The 22346-nt window shown below is 51.1% G+C and carries 17 protein-coding genes; 8 read left to right on the forward strand and 9 right to left on the reverse strand.

All coding sequences use genetic code 11. The annotated features are described in order from the left end of the window. Window positions 1–19: 19 nt before the first annotated feature. Entirely contained in the window at window positions 20–931 is a 912-nt protein-coding gene (locus tag AC4IE8_RS11610) for a hypothetical protein (protein WP_490791068.1), read from the reverse strand. A gap of 283 nt (window positions 932–1214) precedes the next feature. On the opposite strand from AC4IE8_RS11610, the gene AC4IE8_RS11615 reads away from it, so the two are divergent. Continuing rightward, window positions 1215–2531 (forward strand): NAD(P)-binding domain-containing protein, encoded by a 1317-nt coding sequence (locus tag AC4IE8_RS11615; RefSeq protein WP_490791069.1) that lies wholly within the window; start codon window positions 1215–1217, stop codon window positions 2529–2531. A gap of 34 nt (window positions 2532–2565) precedes the next feature. Beyond that, window positions 2566–4563 carry an ankyrin repeat domain-containing protein gene (locus tag AC4IE8_RS11620; RefSeq protein WP_490791070.1) on the forward strand — a complete coding sequence of 666 codons (1998 nt, stop codon included), beginning with the start codon at window positions 2566–2568 and terminating at the stop codon, window positions 4561–4563. Between the two features lie 139 nt (window positions 4564–4702). On the opposite strand, the gene AC4IE8_RS11625 is transcribed toward AC4IE8_RS11620, so the two are convergent. The 4 genes from AC4IE8_RS11625 to ald all read right to left on the reverse strand — a co-directional run bounded on the left by AC4IE8_RS11625 (window position 4703) and on the right by ald (window position 10236). Further along, entirely contained in the window at window positions 4703–6034 is a 1332-nt protein-coding gene (locus tag AC4IE8_RS11625; RefSeq protein WP_068993589.1) for a replication-associated recombination protein A, read from the reverse strand. Next, complete coding sequence (gene lolA / locus AC4IE8_RS11630; protein WP_490791071.1) at window positions 6031–6657, reverse strand: outer membrane lipoprotein periplasmic chaperone LolA; 627 nt, start codon at window positions 6655–6657, stop codon at window positions 6031–6033. Before lolA ends, AC4IE8_RS11625 begins: the two co-directional genes overlap by 4 nt. A 24-nt stretch (window positions 6658–6681) precedes the next feature. Next, on the reverse strand, window positions 6682–8925 hold the full coding sequence (locus AC4IE8_RS11635) for a DNA translocase FtsK (protein ID WP_490791117.1): 2244 nt from the start codon (window positions 8923–8925) through the stop codon (window positions 6682–6684). 246 nt (window positions 8926–9171) lie between these two features. Beyond that, entirely contained in the window at window positions 9172–10236 is a 1065-nt protein-coding gene (gene ald, locus AC4IE8_RS11640) for an alanine dehydrogenase (protein ID WP_490791072.1), read from the reverse strand. A gap of 176 nt (window positions 10237–10412) precedes the next feature. On the opposite strand from ald, the gene trxB reads away from it, so the two are divergent. Continuing rightward, the gene (trxB, locus tag AC4IE8_RS11645) at window positions 10413–11378 is read left to right on the forward strand and encodes a thioredoxin-disulfide reductase (protein WP_068993603.1); all 966 of its coding nucleotides are present in this window, start codon (window positions 10413–10415) and stop codon (window positions 11376–11378) included. Window positions 11379–11789: 411 nt separating this feature from the next. On the opposite strand, the gene AC4IE8_RS11650 is transcribed toward trxB, so the two are convergent. Beyond that, a complete protein-coding gene (locus AC4IE8_RS11650; RefSeq protein ID WP_068993607.1) occupies window positions 11790–12458 on the reverse strand; it encodes a flagellar brake protein in 669 nt (222 codons plus the stop codon). A gap of 292 nt (window positions 12459–12750) precedes the next feature. Between AC4IE8_RS11650 and aat the strand changes: the two genes are divergently transcribed. Continuing rightward, on the forward strand, window positions 12751–13458 hold the full coding sequence (gene aat / locus AC4IE8_RS11655) for a leucyl/phenylalanyl-tRNA--protein transferase (RefSeq protein WP_068993610.1): 708 nt from the start codon (window positions 12751–12753) through the stop codon (window positions 13456–13458). Continuing rightward, window positions 13452–14198, forward strand: a complete 747-nt coding sequence (locus AC4IE8_RS11660) for an arginyltransferase (protein WP_490791073.1) — start codon at window positions 13452–13454, stop codon at window positions 14196–14198. The genes aat and AC4IE8_RS11660 overlap by 7 nt, the downstream gene beginning before the upstream one ends. Window positions 14199–14440: 242 nt before the next feature. Here the strand turns inward: AC4IE8_RS11660 and AC4IE8_RS11665 are convergent, their stop codons facing one another. Together AC4IE8_RS11665 and AC4IE8_RS11670 are read right to left on the reverse strand one after the other, a co-directional pair. Continuing rightward, window positions 14441–14692, reverse strand: a complete 252-nt coding sequence (locus AC4IE8_RS11665; RefSeq protein ID WP_068993616.1) for a carbon storage regulator — start codon at window positions 14690–14692, stop codon at window positions 14441–14443. 646 nt (window positions 14693–15338) lie between these two features. Beyond that, the gene (locus tag AC4IE8_RS11670; RefSeq protein ID WP_490791074.1) at window positions 15339–17066 is read right to left on the reverse strand and encodes a B12-binding domain-containing radical SAM protein; all 1728 of its coding nucleotides are present in this window, start codon (window positions 17064–17066) and stop codon (window positions 15339–15341) included. Window positions 17067–17360: 294 nt separating this feature from the next. Between AC4IE8_RS11670 and tviB the strand changes: the two genes are divergently transcribed. The 3 genes from tviB to AC4IE8_RS11685 all read left to right on the forward strand — a co-directional run bounded on the left by tviB (window position 17361) and on the right by AC4IE8_RS11685 (window position 20769). Continuing rightward, the gene (gene tviB / locus AC4IE8_RS11675) at window positions 17361–18638 is read left to right on the forward strand and encodes a Vi polysaccharide biosynthesis UDP-N-acetylglucosamine C-6 dehydrogenase TviB (protein ID WP_490791075.1); all 1278 of its coding nucleotides are present in this window, start codon (window positions 17361–17363) and stop codon (window positions 18636–18638) included. Continuing rightward, window positions 18635–19666: an NAD-dependent epimerase/dehydratase family protein gene (locus AC4IE8_RS11680; RefSeq protein ID WP_490791076.1), complete on the forward strand. Its 1032-nt coding sequence runs from the start codon at window positions 18635–18637 to the stop codon at window positions 19664–19666. The genes tviB and AC4IE8_RS11680 overlap by 4 nt, the downstream gene beginning before the upstream one ends. Before the next feature lie 95 nt (window positions 19667–19761). After that, window positions 19762–20769, forward strand: a complete 1008-nt coding sequence (locus AC4IE8_RS11685; protein ID WP_068993634.1) for an NAD-dependent epimerase — start codon at window positions 19762–19764, stop codon at window positions 20767–20769. 457 nt (window positions 20770–21226) lie between these two features. On the opposite strand, the gene rdgC is transcribed toward AC4IE8_RS11685, so the two are convergent. Next, window positions 21227–22132 carry a recombination-associated protein RdgC gene (rdgC, locus tag AC4IE8_RS11690; protein ID WP_068993640.1) on the reverse strand — a complete coding sequence of 302 codons (906 nt, stop codon included), beginning with the start codon at window positions 22130–22132 and terminating at the stop codon, window positions 21227–21229. Between the last annotated feature and the right edge of the window lie 214 nt (window positions 22133–22346).

The raw sequence follows: 22346 nt of genomic DNA on the forward strand, positions 1-22346 counted from the left end.
GTGTTGCTTGCTTAACGGTCTAGTAGGCATGCACAGCATAGACATGCACAAAACCGGTAATCACCATCATGATGAAGAGCGGCATATGCAGCAGATGCCAGATCGCAAAAAGTCTTTCATAGAAATGTAGCTCTAGAACCTGCCGAAGGATAGACCTGTGGGACAACAGCATTTTTCTGATGCGCAACTGATTGCGTCGAACTTTGGACTTGGACCAGCCTTTTTTGTAGCCCACGGCCAGCAGTTTCTTGTTCAGAGAACGCATCACCTTTGGGTAGAGTACCGCAGAAGTATAGCGCATTTTGACCCAGTGCTTGGCGCTGGAGATCGGGCCGGTAGGAGCATTCATGACATCCTTTTCATACTGCTTCATCAGCTCCTTGGCTTTCGGATTCAATTCGAACAGACGTCCCAGTTTTTTCTTCAGCACCAGAGAGTCAGCGTGCAAGGAGGCAAATGTCGCCTTTTTACCATACAAACCGTAGTGGATTCGGGTATAGAAGTAACGGCCGAACAGACCGCTGATTGCTACAAACAGCATACTGTAGAGTGCAACCTGGCCATTCAGAGAGCCGATATGGAAGCTGGAGTGCATCATGATCAGAACCGGACCCAGCACACCAAACACCATGTGCAGACGGAACCAGAACTTGACAGTCAGCCATTTGGACATAAAGTGTAAACGTTTGCGCATCGGATAGAGCAGCAACAGCAACATCATGCTGCCACCGACGATACCTAACCAGTAGCCCCAGCCGACCTCAGCTGTCCATACTGCCTGGGAGTGGTTCAACCAGGCCATATAGAGGAGCAAGAGTGAAAACAGGGTAAATCCCAGGGTTGTTATAAACCCCGCTCTGCGTTGCCAGGCAGAGAGAATGCTCTCCAGTAGAGTCTCATTTACACTGGTTGATATGGCTGCTGTTTGCATCGACATCACCTACATATTTAGTATTAATTTCAATCACTTACTTTTTTATTACTGCTTTTTATTTAGAATGAGAGCCGCGATCAGCATTTTCTCCACATTACGTCTCTATGTTATGTTGGGACAAATTTCCCATCCATGAAGGGCTTCACAAAAAATCACTCTAAATACATTTATGTTTTCGGCAGAAACCTCAGTGATTGAAATTACTGTGTACAATTTAGGCATCCTTTCCCACAAACTGTGACAGTTAGCACTCTTTTGAGCCTTTGAGACACGATCAACAATGCAGTACACCATCGATTTCCTGCTGATCTACCTAATACCCATACTACTTGTATGGGCTATTTACATATTGCATAGCCGCAGGAAAAGTAAAAAGAATCTTGCTCTTAAGACAGAAGAGTTCGAAGCAGGCCTGACCGAACCGGCCTCGCTCCACCCATTGATCGATCCTGCAAAATGCATGGGCTGTGGAACCTGCGTAAAAGCCTGCCCGGAGCAGGCCAACCATCCCGTACTGGGGCTGATCGACAATAAGGCTGAGCTGATCGCCCCAACCAACTGCATCGGCCACGGCGCTTGTAAAACCGCCTGCCCTTTCGATGCCATTACCCTGGTCTTCGGCACAGAACGACGCGGTGTCGATATTCCCCTGCTGGATAATTTTCAAACCAGCATGCCGGGCATTTACATCGCCGGTGAACTGGGTGGCATGGGTCTGATCAGAAATGCCATCGTACAGGGAACCAAAGCCATGGATCAGATCCTGGAGGCACTCAAAAGTGAAGGCAGCGCACCCCTCGATCTACTGATCGTAGGAGCCGGACCTGCTGGATTCTGTGCCTCATTGAGGGCGATGGAGAAAAAGATCAAATACAAGACTTTGGAGCAGGAGTCTCTGGGTGGAACGGTTTTTCAATTTCCCAGAGGCAAACTTGTGATGACCGCACCGGTAAAGCTGCCCTTGGTTGGTGAGGTCAAATTTACTGAAACCACCAAAGAGAAGCTGCTTGAGTTCTGGGAGGATGTAGAGCGCAAGACCGGCGTGCAGATCAGCTACCATGAGCGGGTGGAGAAGATTACAGCCAACCCTGCTGGTGGCTATGATGTCAAAACCAACAAAGACGCCTATCATACCCGCATGGTCCTGCTGGCCATCGGCCGACGGGGCACTCCCCGGAAACTCGGTGTACCTGGGGAGGATCTGAGTAAGATCACCTATCGTTTAATCGATCCGGAACAGTATAAAAACCAGCATGTCCTGGTGGTTGGCGGCGGTGACAGTGCGCTTGAGGCTGCAACCAGTATCGCTGCAGAGCCAGGCACCACAGTCACCCTCTCCTACCGCAGTGGAGCCTTTAGCCGGGCGAAGAAAAAAAATCGGGAAAAGGTGGATCAAGCTGCCGAATCAGGCCAGATCAACCTGTTACTCAGCACCAATGTCACTGAGTTCACTGAAGAGACTGTCACCATCGACAAGGGTGGAGAGAAGATTGAAATTCCTAATGACGCTGCCATCATCTGCGCCGGCGGTATACTTCCAACAGGATTTCTTAAAGAGACCGGCATCAATGTGGAAACCAAACATGGCACCGCCTAGATCCAACACAATAATCAGACAGACAGGGATGGTAATGTTACTGTGTCTCATGCTGGTAGTACCCTTTCCAATACTCTCAGCAGAACATGCCGAGGCCGAAGCGGCGATTCGTATCCGGGATTTCAATCGTGCCGTGGAGATCTACACTCAACTAGCCGAACAGGGAGATGCCGAGGCGCAATTTGCATTGGGCGGTCTGTATCGTGCCGGCCGCGGTATTAAGAAGGATTATGCCAAGGCACTCCACTGGTACTTGAAAGCCGCCAACCAGGAGCATACCGAAGCCCAATACACCACCGGAACCATGTATGAGAACGGCTGGGGAATTGATGCGGATTCAGCGGTTGCCAGTGATTGGTATGACAAAGCCGCCATACAGGGTCATCGGTTGGCGAAAAAGCGGATGGAAAATCTCTCCACCACCTCCCCGGTGACAGGCTTGAGCGACCAGCAGGCGGCTGAGTTTCTCAATCGCGCGGCGGCAGCGGGCAAGAGTGAAACCCTGAAACGTATCCTGGCGTCAGGCCTCTCTCCCGACACCCGAGATGAATTCAGCCGTAGCGCCCTGCATGAGGCGGCCATCAATGGCCGTACAGATGCGGTTGAAATCCTGCTTGCGGCAGGTGCCAACCCGAATACCAGTGACAGCCTTGGGGACACCCCACTCCACTCCGCTGCAGGATTGGGGTACACATCGATTGTGCGCAGCCTGATCAAGGCTGGCGCCAAGTCGGAAACCCTCGACGCCAATGAAAACACAGCTTTGTTGGTTGCCACCGGCAGAAAGCACCTGGAGACCATCAAGGTACTGTTGGAAAACGGTGCCAGCGTAAATGCCAAAAACCGTAAAAAACAGACTTCGCTGGATATGGCACTGCTGCGCAATGACAAAGCGATTGCCAAACAGCTCAAGGCAGCTGGTGGCATAGCAACCCAAACTCGAAATAAAACCAAAGAGTTCCCGGATCTGGCGAAGATCAGCGCATCAATATCCCTGTCCAATGAAAACCCGGATAACAAGAGTAATCCCTTTGCAGGCTGGAGCACTTTGCATCTTGCTGCCTGGCGCGGCCAGAAGCCTTTGATCGAGGCTCTACTCAAGCAGGAGAATGAACTCGACACACTGGATCCGGAAGGCTTAACCCCGTTAAGCCGAAGCGTATGGCAAGGCCATGCTGAAGTGACCACATTACTGCTTGATCATGGAGCCGATCCCAATCTGGCAACCCCTGGCAGCCCCACCCCGCTTCTGCTGGCCTGCCGTGAGAATAATCTGAAACTGGTAAAGCTGTTGATAGCACGTGGCGCCAAAATCGATGTCTCAGGTAAAAATGATATAACGCCACTGCATTTGGCGATCGAGCAGCAGAATCTGGAACTGGTAGAGCTGTTGATCAAAAACAATGCCCGATTGTCCAAGACCACCGACACCGGCATCACACCACTGATTCTGGCTGTACTCAAATCCCAGCCTGAGATCGTTAAAATATTGCTTTCGCGCGGTGCCTCACCGGATCAGGCAGACAACAAGGGCCGAACCCCGCTCTACCATGCGATTGGTGTTGGTGATCCCGCGATTTTTCATCAACTCTTGAAGAGTGGTGCAAAAATCGAGTTGCAGGCTGATGATGGACTCACACCCATGATGCGCGCCGCTGCAAACGGTCATGCCGACATGGTGAAAGAGTTGATTCCCCGTGAAGGTTATGTGGACCGGCTGAGTAACAATGGCAATACGGCATTGATGCTGGCAGCCAGAAGCGGTTCACTAAACACTCTGAACATCCTGTTACGCTATTCTGAAAACCTGGAACATCGCAACAATGCGGGAAACAGTGCCCTGATGCTTGCAGCAGAACAAGGACATCTCTCCGTTGTGAAACGCCTGTTGGAGATGAAAGCCAACGCCCACCATCTCAACCTCCGACGTGAGAGTGCCGAAGACCTCGCCAGACAGGGTAATCATGATGAGGTGGCCGAGTATATCGAGGCCAATAAAGGCAGTGGCGGACTGCTCGACTTGATGCGTTAGATTCACTCAACTCGCCAATTCACGCCAGGCACTGCTAAAAGGCGCGAATGGATCTAACGAGTGATTAAAGTGTTGGCGTGTACTTGCGGTGATTTGCGTAATTTGCGGCTAGATCTGGCAGAAGTTTAGGAATCACACATCACTCCTCGCCTGCTTCTTGATCCAGCTTGCGCAGAAACGCCAGTTTTTCTGCGATTTTGATCTCCATACCCCGATCTACCGGATCGTAGTAGTGACACCCCTGCAACTCCTCCGGCATATAGCTTTCACCAGCTGCATAGGCGTGAGGTTCATCATGGGCATAACGATAAGCCTTACCGTAGTCCAGAGACTTCATCAGCTTGGTCGGTGCATTTCGAAGCGCCAACGGCACCTCCAGTGAGCCTGAAGATTTGGCATCCGCAAGCGCGCTTTTCCAAGCCATATACACCGCATTACTTTTCGGCGCACAGGCCATGTACACCACAGCCTGGGCAATCGCCAGTTCCCCTTCCGGACTGCCCAGCCGCTGCTGGACATCCCAGGCATTGATCGCCAGTTGCAAGGCCCGGGGATCCGCGTTGCCGATATCCTCTGAGGCCATTCTGACCACCCGGCGGGCGACATAGAGGGGATCGCAGCCTCCATCGATCATCCTGGCCAACCAGTAGAGTGAGGCATCCGGTGAGGATCCACGAACTGATTTATGCAGTGCGGAGATCTGGTCATAAAAGGCCTCGCCACCCTTATCGAAACGACGCAGGGTACCACTCGCCACCTCCTCGACCGTCGCAGTTCCGATCTGTTTGGAATCACTCAGATCGGCGGCAATCTCAAGCAGATTAAGCGCCCTTCGGGCATCCCCGTCGGCGGCTTCAGCAAGTAAGGCCAGAGCCTGTTTTTCGATACGCAACTGCCTGACACCAAGACCGTTCGATGCATCTTCCAACGCCTGCAGGATAATCTTTTCGATCTCACTTTTTGTCAGCGCTTTGAGAACGTAGGTACGGGCCCTTGAGAGCAGCGCGTTATTCAACTCAAACGATGGATTTTCAGTGGTGGCACCAATGAACACCACCGTGCCGTCCTCCACATGAGGCAGAAAGGCATCCTGCTGTGATTTGTTGAAGCGGTGCACTTCGTCAATGAACAACACCGTCGGACGCTGTTGCTGCTGAGAAAGTTTCGCTTTTTCCACCGCCGCACGGATCTCCTTGACCCCGGAGAGTACCGCGGAAAGGCTGAGAAACTGCGCGCCGGAATGTTCAGCAATCATACCGGCCAGGGTGGTCTTGCCGGTGCCTGGGGGCCCCCAGAGTATCATCGAGTGGAGACGATCCTCTTCGATCGCTACCTGCAGTGGTTTACCGGAGCCGATGATGTGGCCTTGGCCGATGAACGCCGCCAGTTTGCGGGGTCGCATACGGTCAGCAAGAGGTCGAAACTCCTCAACCCGGTTTTGCGTAAAAAGATCCTGATCCTGAACCGTCATAGATCGCCAATGAGGTCGATCAGAGGGGGTGGTTCGAATTCGAACAACGCATCATCCAACTTAGGGTTGCGTTGCATATTATCGAAGAAAAACCGGGTGACCTGGCCAAAATTATCAAACATCTCCATGCGTTCAAGGCGACTCTCCTGGAGTGCCAGGCGAACACTGGCAAACTGAGCCTCTTTGCCTTTTGGAATCAGCTCAATCCAGGTCAATTCACTCTCCACGCCCAGCTCATAGACCTCAAAGTGTTGGGAGATCGGTCCGGTACCGCTCAGCAGTTGTGCCGGAGTACCATCCAATACCGCCTCTTGGCTGCGGTGGGAGACCTGTTCCAGTTCGATGTCATGCAACCAGACCCGATCCCCGTCAGCTACGATCAACTGTTCACTGGGCGTCTGATACTCCCAACGCAACTGTCCGGGGCGTCTCAGATAGAAAACCCCGTTACTGGCATAGACCTGATCGTAATCCGGCTGTTGCAGGGTTTGACGAAAGTCGGCTTTGAGGGTTTTCAGATCCTGCAAAAAAGTCTCCAGCTGCCGGATTCCACTCTCCGCCCAGAGGCTTTGGGAGAAGCTTAAGAACAGCAGCAGCATCAAGCCGCTCAGGCACTTTTTCATAGAGTGATCCGTTTACGAGTTGGTTTAATCTTTAGGCGGAGGTGGTGCCAGTACAGTACGGCTGCCATTATTTTCAGCCGGTCCGACAATCCCGGTACGCTCCATCTCTTCTATCATTCTGGCAGCCCGGTTGTAACCAATCTTCAACCTGCGCTGCACGCCGGATATTGAGGCCCGCCGGGTCTCCGTGACAATTCGTACCGCTTCGTCGTAGAGCGGATCATTGTCCTCCGTATCACCGCTTTCAGCTGGAAATCCAGGTACCGATTCCGTCGCTTCCTGCACGATCTCTTCCAGATAGTCGGGTTGCCCCGAATCCTTCAGGTGTTTCACCACCCGATGCACTTCGTTGTCGTCGACGAAGGCGCCATGCATACGCTGGGGTATATTACTGCCGGTTCCCATATAGAGCATGTCACCATGACCCAACAGATGTTCGGCCCCCATCTGATCGAGGATTGTTCTTGAATCGACTCTGGATGAGACCTGGAAAGCGATTCGGGTAGGAATATTCGCTTTGATCAGACCGGTAATGACATCCACTGAGGGCCGCTGGGTCGCCAGGATCAGATGGATACCGGATGCCCTCGCCTTCTGCGCCAATCGTGCAATCAACTCCTCGACCTTTTTTCTTGCCATCATCATCATGTCGGCAAGCTCGTCGATAATGACCACAATAAATGGCAGAGGTTCCAGGGTCGGATGAGCCATCGCTTCGATGACTTCGGTCGGTTCCGGCTGAAACAACGGATCCTTGATCGGCTCGCCCTTTTTGATCGCCTCTTTCACTTTACGGTTGTAGCCAGTGATGTTACGAACCCCCAGACTGGCCATCAGACGATAACGACGCTCCATCTCACCGACACACCAGCGCAGGGCATTGGCTGCCTCCTGCATGTCGGTCACCACCGGAGTCAGCAGATGAGGTATGCCCTCGTAGACCGAAAGTTCCAACATTTTCGGATCGACCATGATCATCCGCACTTCATCCGGTTTCGATTTGTAGAGCAGACTGAGAATCATGGCATTGATCGCAACGGATTTACCGGAACCGGTGGTACCTGCGATCAGTGCGTGGGGCATCTTGGCCAGATCAGCACACATCGGATTACCCGCGATGTCCTTACCCAGAGCGAGTGTCAGGGGCGACTTTGAGGACTCGTAGGTCTCCGACTGCAGCACCTCACTGAGGAAGACCATCTCCCGATACTCATTCGGGATCTCCAGGCCAATCACCGATTTCCCCGGAATGACTTCCACCACCCGCACCGCAATGGTTGAGAGTGCCCGGGCAAGGTCTTTCGACAGGCCACTGATCTTACTGACCTTGGTACCTGCCGCCAGCTTCAACTCATAGAGGGTGACCACGGGTCCGGGATGTACGGCAACCACCTCGACATCGATATCGAAGTCGGCAAATTTGAGCTCCACCTGACGTGACATGGCCTGCAGCGCCTCAGGTGAATAGGCCTGCACCGTCTGCTTGGCCGGATCGAGTAGTGCCAGAGGTGGAAGCTCGCTGTTGGGATCGGCTTCAAACAGAGGGACCTGACGCTCCTTCTCAACCCGCGCACTGGGTTTAGGCGCATTGATTACCGGTTCTATTCTGGGTTGTTTGCGGCTCTTCTCCTTTTTCTGCTCCTTTTTGATCAACTCCACCCGTTCCTGTCGCGCACGCTTCGCAGCATGACGCTCCTGCAGTGAAAGAAATCCCCGCTGAAGAGCGTGTGTGGTTTTCAGTACCAGGCCACCGAGAAAATCCATTACGGTGAACCAGGAGACGCCGGTAAACAGGGTAAAACCGCTGAGAAACAGAGCCAACATCAACAGACTGCTGCCTGAACTACTGAAAACAGCCTCGAAATAGTTACCCAGAAGCGTACCCAGAGCCCCGCCCGTACCGGTAGGCAGATTAGCCATCAGATGATTGGTATGCAGTGCCGCCAGCGCACATCCTGAGGCCAGGGTGATGAAAAAACCGAGCCAGCGAACCAGTACCAGATTGATGTTTACAGAGTCGTCCGGATTGCGACGGCGAAAAACCAGTACCGCACTCCAACTCAGCATGATCGGAAACAGATAGGCAAAGATGCCAAACAGATAGAGAAAGACGTCCGCAAACCAGGCGCCGGCGGGTCCCCCTGAATTGAGAACCTTGGCTTCCGAACCGGTATAGGACCAGCCCGGATCAAGCGGGGAGTAACTGAACAGCGAAAGAAGCAGATAACCACTAAGACAGAACAGGCTCCACATGATACCTTCCCGCATGGCATGACTGACATGGGAATGGAAGGCACTCTGTGCTGGTGTTTGTTGGCTTTTTGCCTGTACTGCCATAGTTTCGTCTCAATCCAATCGCTGACCCTGGCGGGTTCAATCAGGAGCGTGCGCCCTAAGGAGGAATATTCCACAGGGGTCTGCGCTCAAGCTGTGGTTTCCGGTTATTTCAATCTGGAATATTCTATCAATTATCACTTCTATATTATAGGGTTACATATTTTTGTTATTCTTGATTCACAAGTATTGATCGCGCAATACAGGATGCACAAGTTCCCCCTTTGCCAGATTTACCGCACCCCACAGCTGCTGATCACTTTGCCAATCTTCCCCGACCAGACGATGTAGATAAGGCATCATTGATGCCGACAGGGCCTGACTGGCGCTTCTCGGCACCGCACCAGGCATGTTAGTCACGCAGAAATGCGTCACACCATCCACTTTGTAGGTTGGATCTTCGTAACTGGTCGGTCGGGTGGTCTCAATGCACCCACCCTGATCCACGGATATATCCACCACCACACTACCAGGACTCATTGAGGAGATCTGCGACCGATCAACAATTTTGGGTGCCTTGGATGCGGGAATCAGTACAGCCCCGATCAACAGGTCCGCATTTGCCACGGCCTCACTCACCGCATCCGTATAGGGATAGATTGCGGTCACATTCCTACCGATCCGGCGCAACTCCCCCATCCTCTCCCTCAATCGGTCAAACACAGTCACCCGCGCTCCCATGGCGGCAGCCAACTCCGCAGCATTTCCACCCGCCTGACCGCCACCGAGAATCACAACGTGACCCCGCTCTGCAGCCGGTAAACCACCAAGCAGCAATCCCTTGCCGCCCTGATGATGGTGCAATAGAGTGATGCCGTTCTGAACTGCAAGACGTCCGGCAATATCGCTCATGGGCGCCAAAATCGGTAATTTACCCTGCGCCTCCACCGTCTCGAATGCAATTCCTGTGACCCCGGATGCAAGTAGCCGCCGGGTCAGTGATTCATCAGCCGCGAGATGCAGAAAGCAGAACAGCAACTGCCCGGCCCGTAGCATCTCCGGCTCATCACCATAGGGCTCCTTCACCTTGACCACCAGATCAGATTCCTGATAGATCTCTGCGGCACTTCCGACAAGGGTTACCCCCAGCTTCTCATAGCTCTGATCCGGGTAGCCGCTTGCCAGGCCAGCTCCACTCTGCAGAAGCACTTGATGACCTTTCTTCACAAGCTCTGCACAGGCTTCCGGCACCAGGCCAACACGCCCCTCCAGGGGTTTGATTTCTGTTGGAATACCAATTTTCATACCATGTTTCTCGTGGTGAATCTTTACCCAGGAGTGATGATTCCGTAGTATTCCCGCATTCTCTAATTCAGACTTGGATGCGGGTCTCCGATTTTCGGACTCTATAATCTTCTAGTCCCATAGTTTTTCATAATCTGCCGCCGATTCAGGGCAGATTCCGAGTGGAGTAAGTATACATGAGTGAAACCAAGCATTGCCGCCTATTGATCCTCGGCTCCGGTCCCGCCGGCTATACGGCGGCCGTCTACGCAGCACGAGCCAATCTGCAGCCTGTCCTGGTCACCGGGATGGAACAGGGCGGCCAACTGATGACCACCACGGAAGTGGATAACTGGCCTGGTGACAACGACGGCGTTCAAGGTCCGGATCTCATGGAGCGAATGCGTAAACATGCGGAGAGATTCAACACTGAAATCATCTTCGACCATATAAACAAAGCGGATATAAGCCAACGTCCATTTCGTCTGACTGGCGATCAGGCCATCTACACCTGTGATGCACTGATCATCTGCACCGGTGCCTCGGCGAAATACCTGGGACTTGAATCGGAACAGTCATTTCGCGGAAAAGGTGTATCAGCCTGTGCAACTTGCGATGGCTTTTTCTATAAAAATCAGAAAGTAGCTGTAATCGGTGGTGGTAATACCGCCGTTGAGGAAGCACTCTACCTGTCGAATATTGCCGCTGAGGTTGTGGTGGTGCACCGGCGTGATCAATTCCGCTCGGAAAAAATCCTCTCTGATCAGCTGAAAAAGAAGGCTGAAGAGGGAAATGTCACCATTGAGTGGGACCATGTGCTGGATGAAGTGCTGGGAGACCAAACTGGTGTGACCGGCATGAGAATCAAGAATGTCAAAGATGACTCAACCAAAGAGATCGACCTGCAAGGTGTTTTCATCGCCATTGGACACAGCCCGAATACTGCCCTGTTCGAAGGTCAGCTGGATATGCACAACGGCTACATCAAGGTTGCAGGTGGCCTGGAAGGTAATGCCACAGAGACCTCAATCGAGGGGGTCTACGCCGCTGGAGACGTAATGGACCATGTCTACCGTCAGGCCATAACCTCTGCCGGCACAGGCTGTCAGGCGGCGCTGGATGCCGAACGATTCCTGGATGCCTTGGCCGTCAAATCCGAATGACCACTCTGGACTAGCCCGGTTTCTGAAACGGAAACCGGGATAGATACAATAGGCTCATGAATCTGGCTGCCTCCCTCCCCCGCTCATCCGGTCAAGCCAAACACCACTACCCTCACTCGCCGGTCAATAGGCAGTTTTCCCTGAGTGCCAGTCTGCTGCCATCTGTTTGCGTATGGCCGGGTTAATCGTATTGCTCATCATCACCCTGGGCAGTGCAATCCTCTGCCACAGGATCGCTGTAAAAAGAGGAGGAAATGGTGCTGTTTGGGGCCTGTTAGGCCTGCTATTAGGGCCGATAGCGATACCTTTTGTCTTTTTAGTCAAGCCCAAAACGCGCAACACCGACGAGTAGTGGCACTTAATCAGGCGTAACCCCTTCCTAAGAATTATCTAAAGAGGGGGCTGAGGCTATCAGCCTCGCTCGCGGGCAATACTGCCAAGCACATAGGAGCAGAGCAGTAACTGCTGAAAGCGATTGAGTCCGCGAAACTCCAGGCCGTGCAGATAACGCATAGACCCATCAGGCGCAGGTGTCTCACGGATATTCCTGATCGTGGCCAACACCTTGAGGACATCATTGCCACCACAGACCGATAGGGTCTGGGTAATCTGAATGATCGATCCCACATCACCAAGTTTGTCACTATCGATTACCCTTGCGCCGGTACTGCTCAGGTCGGTGATGATCACATGTCGCTGCAGATCCGTGCCGCTTGTGCCTTGTGGCTTGATAACCACAGCCTGCAATTCAGTGGGTACACGAGGTGCGTTTCTTACCACCGCACTCTCAACATCGTCAGGATAGGCCAGATGAATGTGTGGATAGGGCTTTGACGAGGCGTGAAGCACTCTGGCGACAAATCCGAAAATGTTACTGCCCTGTAACATCCGTACCGTAAAACTCTGACCGTCGCGGACAATGATGGGATTACCGGCTTTACGTGGTGTGGTGATCACCAGGCTTTGACCTGGCAGAAACCCGACCAGGGTAGCGGAATAGCGATCCAGGTTTTCCGCGGGAGGTGCAAACTGTAATTGTAATACATCACCAATCTGCAGGTGTTTGACGGCGTCAGACAAAACAATACTCCGCAATCTGATTCAAAATAAATACCCCTTCAAGCCATCGAGACAATCTGACAACAATTGTATACAGGTGCTTACTGCTTAGCTTATACCGCTACCGGAGATCAGTTGCACTTCCATCTCCCCAGCCAATACCAGAGCCGCATCCCAATCAGTGATGTGGACCCGGGAAAATATTTCAGCGCTTTTCCGATAACCACATATTCATCCGGTGAATAATGCGAATTTTTTATTGTTTGTACAAGTGCCTGTTATGATTATATTAAAACCAGGCTATAAACAAACTATGATTTTTCTACTCGACGATAACCCTAACACCCCGTTCCCGGATGTGTCACTGGCTGAAAAAGAGCCGGATGGGTTGTTGGCAGTGGGTGGAGACCTCACCCCTCAACGCCTTATTCAGGCCTATCAGTTGGGCATATTCCCCTGGTTTTCCGAGGGTGAGCCCATACTCTGGTGGTCACCTGACCCTCGAACCGTGCTCTATCCCGAAAAGATCAAAATCAGTCGCAGCCTACGTAAAACCCTGAGAAAAAAACTCTATCGTGTCACCTTTGACCATAAATTCGATGAAGTCATTCGAGCCTGTGCAGCGCCCAGAGACGACTCACCTGGGACATGGCTGGTGCCGGAAATGATCAATGCTTATACTGAACAGTATAAGCTGGGGCTTGCCCACTCAGTCGAGGTTTGGAAGGAGAACCAATTAGTGGGTGGGCTATACGGTATGGCGATAGGGCGTGTCTTTTTTGGCGAGTCCATGTTCAGCCGGGCGAATGACAGCTCCAAGGTTGCCCTGGTCTATTTAAGCAGCCAGTTGAAAGCATGGGGTTTCAGAATGATCGATTGTCAGGTCTACACCAGACATCTGGCCAGTCTTGGAGCTGAGGAGATTCCGAGACAGCAATTCTGTCAGGACCTCTACAGCTGGACCCGCCTCGATACCCAGGTAGGCAGCTGGGCAAGCATCGAGCCAATCCAACCATGTTAGATAACCCGGGCTTTGCACAGGAGAATGCCTATGCGCTCTATATGAGCCAATTGCATGAGTGTTCCTATTTACCTGGTAGAGAAGCCAGAAACCTGTTTCTCGACCCTATGGCAAAGGTCACTGATGAACTCTACCAGCAGTTGATCGACAGAGGTTTTAGACGCAGTGGCTGTTATCTCTATCAGCCCGCCTGTCCCAACTGCACCAGTTGTGTCTCGCTACGAATACCGGTCGAAGCTTATCGACCATCACGCAGTCAGCGTAGAAACTGGACAAGGAACCGTGATCGTTACCAGGTCAAACTCTTGAACTCCGACTACTCTGATGAACACTACCAGCTCTACAAGAGATACCTTCTGCAGAGACATCCTGATGGCGCCATGGCATGTAACAGTCCCGGGCAATATACCCAGTTTCTTACCTGTGATTGGGCTGACACGCAGTTTATTGAATTCCGTGATGCCGATCGTTTAGCTGCTGTTGCGGTCAGTGATCTACTGCCAAATGGCACTTCATCAGTCTATACCTTTTATGATCCGCAACTGACCCGGGAGGGTTTGGGTGTGTTTGCTTTAATATGGCAGATCTACCATACAAAAGAGCTCGGCTTGGAGTGGGTTTACCCGGGATTCTGGATTGAAGCCTGCAGTAAAATGAACTATAAGTCCCGCTTCCGCCCGTTCGAATACTGGACAGGACAACAGTGGGCCAGTCATACAGAAATAGTGGTCGAGGAATAACTCGGTCTATACGATTCAGTCATCAATCGTAAATCACACGTTATCCGCTAGCCCGCACAATAACACCAACTCGCTCTACTGCAACAAGTCAGACAAAAATAACACCGGCATCAACCCTATGAGAATTCGTTAACCTCTTTGTCTGGTAAAACTTGCCTTTGATCTTTCCTTTACTGAGCTGTTGCAGGTTTTCTTATTGGTCTATATCCGCCCTTGTACCCGTGTTGAGTTTTTCCTCGGAGTCAGAGATCGAGAACAAGCTTTTTACGCCTTGGTTTGTACGTAACCTGTGGTTGATTCTTCTTTCGATCTGTAACAGTGGGTTTAAGTGTGGTCGAATTCATTCTGTTCGCGAGCTCTTCGCGCAATATCAACACATCAGATGGCGCATCGATCCCAAATCTTACATTGCCATTATGGATACTCAGAATCCTAAGTGTTACTGCCTCTCCTACTTGCAGTGACTGATTCAAATGGCGTGTCAGTACCAGCATTAGCTACCTCCTTGGAGCATATAATTATTAAGTTTACCGTACAGAACCGACATGGCCTGGTCAGTTTTTTCATATAGCGAGTGATGAATGTACAGTAGAACTAATAGTCCAATCATACATTATTGGATATGCAGATCCACAGAAACTCAACCCAATTTTAGTTGATTTTTTTTGATTGCGGTGACTGCAACAAATATGGAGTACAGCTTTTTTTTTATTATCAATAAATAGTGATTGTTCAATTATATTGAATCGGAACAGACCCTTTGAGTATGGTAATTACATCCCAATAACAATCGAGTATTTGAAGTCATACCGATAAAAAAGCAATCTTTGACGATCTTAAAACTCTGCCGCTAGTCATCCGTCACGATCTGTACAATAACTCGATAGTCCAGCAATCTATTGGATTGCTGATAGGAACATCTTTCCTATACATCCTGAACTTAAATTAAGTTGTTCAATTACATTGAAGTGTCTAGTCTTTACAGCATTTGTAGAACAGCAGAAAGCAAACAGGCCCTAAGAGCCTAATGGCTATTCCATGCGGTAACATCCAAAAAAGACTGCTGTTCAGATAGAAAAATATTACCCACATATTCTGAGACTTGTACAGACGGCAGCACTTCAAGGGGGTGGAAAATCGTTAAAGTGTTACGCTGTTCGCCTGAGTGAGGCAAAATACCTCTACCGGTTTGCCTTTTTTATGCTGTCTCGGCCAGAGTGCATGCCGACCTGCCTTATGGTTACTCTCAGATAACTGATTAATCATACTCACACCACTATCGGTCAAAGTAATGACAGGTAGTCGCCTTCGACTACCTTGCACAACTACCTTCTCGCTCCGGGTCAATCGATCTGCGATCCATCGGGGTGTTTTACCGTTGACCAGGCTGAATTGACAGTAATCCCATAGCAACCACTCCTCTAACTCCGGTGCATCATCTAGGTAGGGAATAATGAAATTGCAGACCTTTTCAAAGAGCGTGTCAGGCTGCAGGTTGTGCCTGGCAATCTCCTCTCCTGAAACCTCAAGCAACCGGTCAAAACAGAGGCTGACACTTGCTGTAAAACAGTGCTTTACAAGTCCCGACAAGGTGGTTTTTAGCAAACCACTGTTGTAGAGCCTTTCGAGTAATTCCGCATAGCGCTTAAAGTGTGCTATCTCTTTGAATTCTAAAGATGGATTGGACAATACCTCATAAGGTGGCTCGGTATCCCACCGATAACCGAGTTGCACAGCCTGCTGCTGTAAAGGGGTCCCCGGGAGCATTTTCAGAATGCCCAGTTGCAAATGATCCGGATAGAGCGTGAAAGTCTGATCCAGGGAGCTGGCACACAGTTCAACGGACTCTCCTGGAAGCCCAACGATCAGGTCAAGGTGGACCGGATGTCGTCTCATCTCAACCAGGCGACGAATATTCTCCAGTGACTTTGCCACATCCATGTGGCGATCGATATTGAAAAGCACCTGGTCGTTCAGGGTCTGTAATCCGATCTCAAACTGGAACTTCCCCGGCATCGATTCCCGGAACACACGCATGGCCTGTTCAGAGATCCGGTCAGGATTGAGTTCCAGATGAAAACGCAAGCCTGCAGGCGTTGCAGCAAAACGTCGCAGCAGTGTTGTGGTGCGTTTTTCTCCCAGATGGAAGCTACGGTCCAGTAGTTTGACGGTTTTATTGGATAACCGTTCGAGCACTTGCAGATCGGCTTCGACCCGATCCATGGGAAATGCTCTCAAGCGCTCTGTTGCACTACTACAGAAGCTGCACTGATAGGGGCAGCCTCTGGAAGTTTCCCAGTAAACCAGGGGCTTGTCGCTATCGAACCGTCCTTCAGTCAGAACCGGGGGAATCTCGGATACAGCCATCAACTGAATTGGATTTTGTTGAATCTGATTGTTTTTCCGGTAGACCAGACCTGAAACCGTCTCATAGCTCCCTTGCGCCTGAATAATCACGTTCATCAGGTCGGTAAAGGCGGCTTCCCCCTCCCCTTCGATCACATAGTCGATTTCAGTCACCCTGCTCAGTAGTTCTTCCCCTCTGGCGCCAGCCTCCGGCCCACCGAATACCACATGCGTATCAGGCAATAGTTGCTTAAGCAGTCTGGTCAAACGTATGCTGGCTGCGATATTCCATAAATAGGTGGAGAACCCGAGGATTTTCGGTGCATATTCAACCAGCCTCTCAATCAGCACCTGGTGATTGGTATTCACCAGCGCATCAAACAACTCCATTCGGTGCTCACAGCCTCGAGCATCCGCATAGGCTGCAATGGATTGGAGAGCAAGCGAGCTGTGGCTGTATCCAGCATGCAGCGCTACAAGCGCGACCTTGGGACGATTTTCTGAAGCGGATGGCGGTAACAAGTTTTTCCTCTACCCTTAATACGATCCAGGAATAAGATTCATCTATCAAACTTCACTCCCCAGAAGCACTGGCAGCCTGACAAGCTTAGATCCTTGATGACAAAATCAGCTGTGTATTGTACACCTTCCGGGTTCCTCATCATTGCCACTTGATCATTAGAAATTCCTCGATTTCAATGGCCTGCCAAGTTATCATTCATGAGCCTGATTGCAGATATTGAGACTCTGCTCAATTTTCTCAGGTAACACTCTGATTACGCATTAATACTCTCATGGCAGAAAGGATTTGGAAGAATGATCGATTTCGATAAAGTGCACATAGGTGTACTTGGTCTTGGTTACGTTGGGCTGCCTCTGGCAGTTGAGTTCGGAAAGAAATTTCCCACCATCGGTTTGGACATCAATGAAGCACGTGTCGAGGAGCTGAAACAGGGTAAGGACAGCTCTTTGGAGGTCGATCCGGCTGAGCTTCAGCAGGTTCCCCACCTCAGCTTTACCAGCGAGCTTAAAGACCTGAAACCATGCAATGTCTTCATTGTTACGGTTCCGACACCAATCAATGAGCACAAACAGCCGGATCTGTCACCGCTTGTCGGCGCCAGCCACGCACTGGGCAAAGTGATGAAGCCCGGTGATATTGCGATCTTCGAATCGACAGTCTATCCCGGAGCGACCGAAGAGGTCTGCGTACCGATTATGGAAGCGGAGTCCGGTTTGAAATTCAACCAGGACTTTTTTGTCGGATACAGCCCTGAGCGTATCAATCCCGGAGATAAAGAGCACAGACTACCCACCATCAAGAAGGTGACCTCAGGCTCCACCCCGGAAGTCGCTGATTTTGTTGATGAACTTTACAAGACAGTCATCACGGCCGGAACCCATAAAGCAAGCAGCATCAAAGTGGCTGAAGCGGCAAAAGTCATCGAAAATACCCAGAGGGATGTCAATATCGCCCTGATTAATGAGTTGGCTCTGATTTTCAACAAATTGAATATTGATACTCTGGAAGTGCTTGAAGCGGCCGGAAGCAAGTGGAACTTTCTTCCCTTCAGACCAGGACTGGTGGGTGGCCACTGCATTGGCGTTGACCCCTACTACCTTACCCACAAAGCCCAGTCCATCGGCTATCAGCCGGAGATTATCCTCGCTGGTCGTCGTCTCAATGATGGCATGGGGGCCTATGTGGTACACAGCGTCGTCAAGATGATGATGAAACGGGGATTGTCCACCAACAACAGCCGTGTTCTGGTACTGGGCCTGTCATTCAAGGAGAACTGCCCGGACCTGAGAAATACCAGGGTCGTCGATATCGTCAGTGAATTTGAGGAGTACGGGGCATCTGTCGATGTCTATGACCCCTGGGTCAATCCGCAGGAGGCAGAGGAAGAGTACGGATTACGCCCCATCGATAGTCTATCTGAAGGCACTTATGATGCGGTCATCCTGGCGGTAGCCCATCAGGAATTCCAACAGATGGGGGCGAACCAGATCAGAGCACTTTGCAAAGAGAACGGCGTACTATTCGACGTTAAGAACGTACTCCCGGTTGATGAGGTTGATGCCAGACTATGACTACTTATGAATCACTGAAAGAGCGCCTTAAAAACCAACAGGCCACCTGGCTGATCACCGGTGTAGCTGGGTTTATAGGCTCTAACCTCCTGGAAACTTTGCTGAAACTGAATCAGAAAGTTGTCGGCCTGGATAATTTCGCAACCGGCCATGCGTACAACTTTGACAAGGTTCAGGCCGCTGTTTCCGCAGAACAATGGTCCGGTTTCCGTTTCATCGAGGGTGATATTCGTGATTTGCAGACCTGCCACGATGCCTGTAACGGGGTTGACTATGTACTCCATCAGGCGGCTCTCGGCTCGGTACCCCGCTCGCTTAGTGATCCGATAACCACCAATGAGAGCAACATCAGCGGATTTTTGAACATGCTGGTTGCCGGCAGGGATGCACAGGTCAAGCGTTTCGTCTATGCCGCCTCAAGTTCGACCTATGGCGATCACCCGGGTCTGCCAAAGGTCGAGGATAAAACCGGAAACCCGCTCTCACCCTATGCCGTCACAAAGCTGGTAAATGAACATTATGCTCAGGTATTTGCCCGTTGTTATGATTTCAACACCATCGGCCTGAGATATTTCAATATCTTTGGCCAACGCCAGGATCCGAATGGGGCCTATGCGGCTGTGATTCCCAAATGGGTGGCTTCGATGATCGACCGGGAGGATGTCTTCATCAATGGGGATGGTGAGACCAGTCGTGATTTCTGTTATATCGACAATGCGGTTCAGGCAAATCTGTTAGCTGCCACAACCACCAATCCGGATGCGACTAACCAGGTTTACAATGTGGCGGTAGGTGATCGAACCAGCCTCAATCAGTTGTTCACCAAAATCAGAGACACCCTTGCAGACAGGTTTAACTATCTGAGTGATCTGGCCCCGGTATACCGGGACTTCAGGGCAGGTGACGTTCGTCACTCCCTGGCCAATATCGATAAGGCAAAATCCCTGCTTGGCTATCAACCCAGCCATAACATCGATCAGGGTCTGGCTGAAGCGATGTCCTGGTATATCGATGATTTAGCCAGCTGAATCAAATCATCTGATCTCATAGCTGTCGATCAGCTACAGATCATTTCTATCTAATTACACTCAGGAATCTGTATTTAAAGGAGGAAATTGAAGTCATGCGTGTACTCATCACCGGCGGTGCCGGATTTATCGGATCCGCCCTGGCTCTGCGTTTGTTGGATAGGGGCGATGAGGTCATCAGCATCGATTGCCTGAACGACTACTACGATGTGAATCTGAAAAAGGCACGGCTGGCCCGTACTCAGGCACACGCAAATTTCACCGACCTTCGAACGGAGCTTGAGGACAGGTCTGGGATTGCAAAGATTTTTGCAGAGTATCAACCCCAAAGGGTTGTCAATCTGGCCGCCCAGGCCGGGGTTCGTTATTCGATCGAAAACCCACTGGCCTATGTCGATTCCAACCTGGTCGGGTTCGGTCATATTCTGGAGGGTTGCCGTCATCACGGCGTTGAGCACTTGGTGTATGCATCGAGCAGCTCCGTCTATGGAGCAAATACCTCCATGCCCTTCTCTGTGCATGACAATGTGGATCACCCGGTCAGCCTCTACGCCGCAACAAAAAAAGCCAATGAGCTGATGGCTCACACTTACAGCCATCTCTATCGCCTGCCGACGACCGGATTGAGATTTTTCACGGTGTATGGCCCCTGGAGCCGCCCGGACATGGCGATGCTGAAGTTTGCCCACAAAATTATGCAGGGTGAGCCGATTGATGTCTTCAACTATGGTAAACACAAGCGGGATTTCACCTATATCGACGACATTGTCGAAGGGGTGATCAGGGTTTTGGACAAGATACCTGAGCCCAACCCGGAGTGGGATTCCGACCATCCTGATTCCGCCAGCAGTACCGCCCCCTACCGCCTCTATAACATCGGTAACAATCAACCGGTGGAGCTGATGCGCTACATCGAGCTTCTCGAAGAGAGCCTGGGTAATAAGGCACAACTGAATCTGCTGCCACTTCAGGATGGGGATGTGATAGCAACCTACGCTGATGTGGCAGAGTTGATCGAAGATACCGGATATAAACCCGCTACACGCCTGGAAGACGGCGTCACCAACTTCGCCCGCTGGTTCCTCGACTACTACGATTACTGATCAATCGCCACCTTCTTAACCGAAAAACTCAATAGGTTCTGTTCAGGGCATTTTTTAAGCCGCTAACCATCTGAATCTAAAAGATAGGTCTAAGCGTGCGTGCCCGTATCAAGGCACGCTTAGGCGTTACCTAACCTGTTCAGCTACCGGTTTAATTAGAGCCACAATCGCTGACGAACGACAATCGCAAACAGCCTGGGAGGGAGTATATTTGGAAAAAAAACAGGCGGGGGATGGCCCTGGAGGCAGTTGGGCCATCGATCCCCGCCAGACTAGCGCTTAACACGGAAACGACCAACCGTGAGCGTAGGGAGAGACTATAGGCTCTCTTCCCGGCGGACATTGACCTGAGTCAATAAACCCTAAACTACATCAGGTTATTCGGGAACAATGTCCAAAAAACTACGACAAGCACACATACCCGCCTGGTAACCAAGCCAAACATATCTGGGCCCACCTATTCCGAGGCACCGCCAAAGAGCTCGATCAGACTGGGTAGAAATCGCCGAAACTCCAGACACATCAAGGTGAAGTGGCTGTCGAATGCATCTGCCTCAGTCTCAATCTGATTGTCTGCAGCCTGCTCTTGAATCAGATCCAAAAACCGTAACCGTTTGATCGAGAGATCTGACTCGATCAGACAGGAGATACGCTCATCCCACTCAACCGCCAGCTTGACCACATCCTTACCCGCTTCCAGATGGGCCAGGATCTCATCAGCAGTCAAGTCCTGTCCCTTGCAGCGCACCACACTTGCCTCTTCCGATCGATCTTGTAGTTCACAGCTGTCCAGCAGGCTGAAGTTCTTATGCTGACCTGGGTGTTTCAACCACTCCGTCATGATAAAACTTGGCGCTGTGGCGCTCTCCAGAGGTTTCACCGGCAGAGAACCCAAAGTATCCCGTAGCAGGGAAATCAAAGCCTCTGCCCGGTTGGCACTGGCGGCATCCACCAAAATCCATCCCTGCTGTTTGTCGATCATGGCATATTGCCGGGTATGGCGGCTGAAGGCCTGGGGTAACAGCTGCTGGAAGGTATCCTCACGCAGCTCGGTACGCTCTTTGCGCCCCACCTTACGCCCCTCGGTCTGTTCGATCTCAGAGATTTTTTCCTCCACGATCTCATTGATGACCGTCGACGGTAACAACTTCTCTTCCTGGCGGGCACAGATCATCTGGCACCCTGCGATCTCATGAACCAGCAGCTCCGACTGCCTGCCAAGAGGTGTATCCCACCCCAGACTCATCAGTTCCTGACTGCTACAGGATTGAAAGGCCTTGCTTTTCAGCTGCTCCTCCATGGCTTCCTGTGAGAGATTCAAAGGTTGTTGCAACAGATAGATCCGGAGATTCTTAAACCACATATATTATTTCCATCGGAGAGTGTCAGGGAGCGGATTATCCAGAACTCTCAGTTGTCGAGTCAAACCGATTTTCCTGCAATCTCCGGTAATGGGTGATGCAACCATCATGCTTTCATTGGGAAATCAGAGAGTTCAGTCAACTATAAAAAATCTCTGCTCTGATTGTACTCGGGCACCTGCTGCCGGTAGGCTATTCTTTAAGAGTGGAGAGGTT

It is taken from the genome of Candidatus Thiodiazotropha sp. AKAK2 (assembly GCF_058244685.1).

Coding starts and splice junctions, on each gene's coding strand:
- AC4IE8_RS11610 (WP_490791068.1), bottom strand. CDS start 931: ATGCAAACAGCAGCCATATCAACCAGTGTAAATGAGACTCTACTGGAG.
- AC4IE8_RS11615 (WP_490791069.1), top strand. CDS start 1,215: ATGCAGTACACCATCGATTTCCTGCTGATCTACCTAATACCCATACTA.
- AC4IE8_RS11620 (WP_490791070.1), top strand. CDS start 2,566: ATGTTACTGTGTCTCATGCTGGTAGTACCCTTTCCAATACTCTCAGCA.
- AC4IE8_RS11625 (WP_068993589.1), bottom strand. CDS start 6,034: ATGACGGTTCAGGATCAGGATCTTTTTACGCAAAACCGGGTTGAGGAG.
- lolA (WP_490791071.1), bottom strand. CDS start 6,657: ATGAAAAAGTGCCTGAGCGGCTTGATGCTGCTGCTGTTCTTAAGCTTC.
- AC4IE8_RS11635 (WP_490791117.1), bottom strand. CDS start 8,925: ATGCGGGAAGGTATCATGTGGAGCCTGTTCTGTCTTAGTGGTTATCTG.
- ald (WP_490791072.1), bottom strand. CDS start 10,236: ATGAAAATTGGTATTCCAACAGAAATCAAACCCCTGGAGGGGCGTGTT.
- trxB (WP_068993603.1), top strand. CDS start 10,413: ATGAGTGAAACCAAGCATTGCCGCCTATTGATCCTCGGCTCCGGTCCC.
- aat (WP_068993610.1), top strand. CDS start 12,751: ATGATTTTTCTACTCGACGATAACCCTAACACCCCGTTCCCGGATGTG.
- AC4IE8_RS11660 (WP_490791073.1), top strand. CDS start 13,452: ATGTTAGATAACCCGGGCTTTGCACAGGAGAATGCCTATGCGCTCTAT.
- AC4IE8_RS11665 (WP_068993616.1), bottom strand. CDS start 14,692: ATGCTGGTACTGACACGCCATTTGAATCAGTCACTGCAAGTAGGAGAG.
- tviB (WP_490791075.1), top strand. CDS start 17,361: ATGATCGATTTCGATAAAGTGCACATAGGTGTACTTGGTCTTGGTTAC.
- AC4IE8_RS11680 (WP_490791076.1), top strand. CDS start 18,635: ATGACTACTTATGAATCACTGAAAGAGCGCCTTAAAAACCAACAGGCC.
- AC4IE8_RS11685 (WP_068993634.1), top strand. CDS start 19,762: ATGCGTGTACTCATCACCGGCGGTGCCGGATTTATCGGATCCGCCCTG.
- rdgC (WP_068993640.1), bottom strand. CDS start 22,132: ATGTGGTTTAAGAATCTCCGGATCTATCTGTTGCAACAACCTTTGAAT.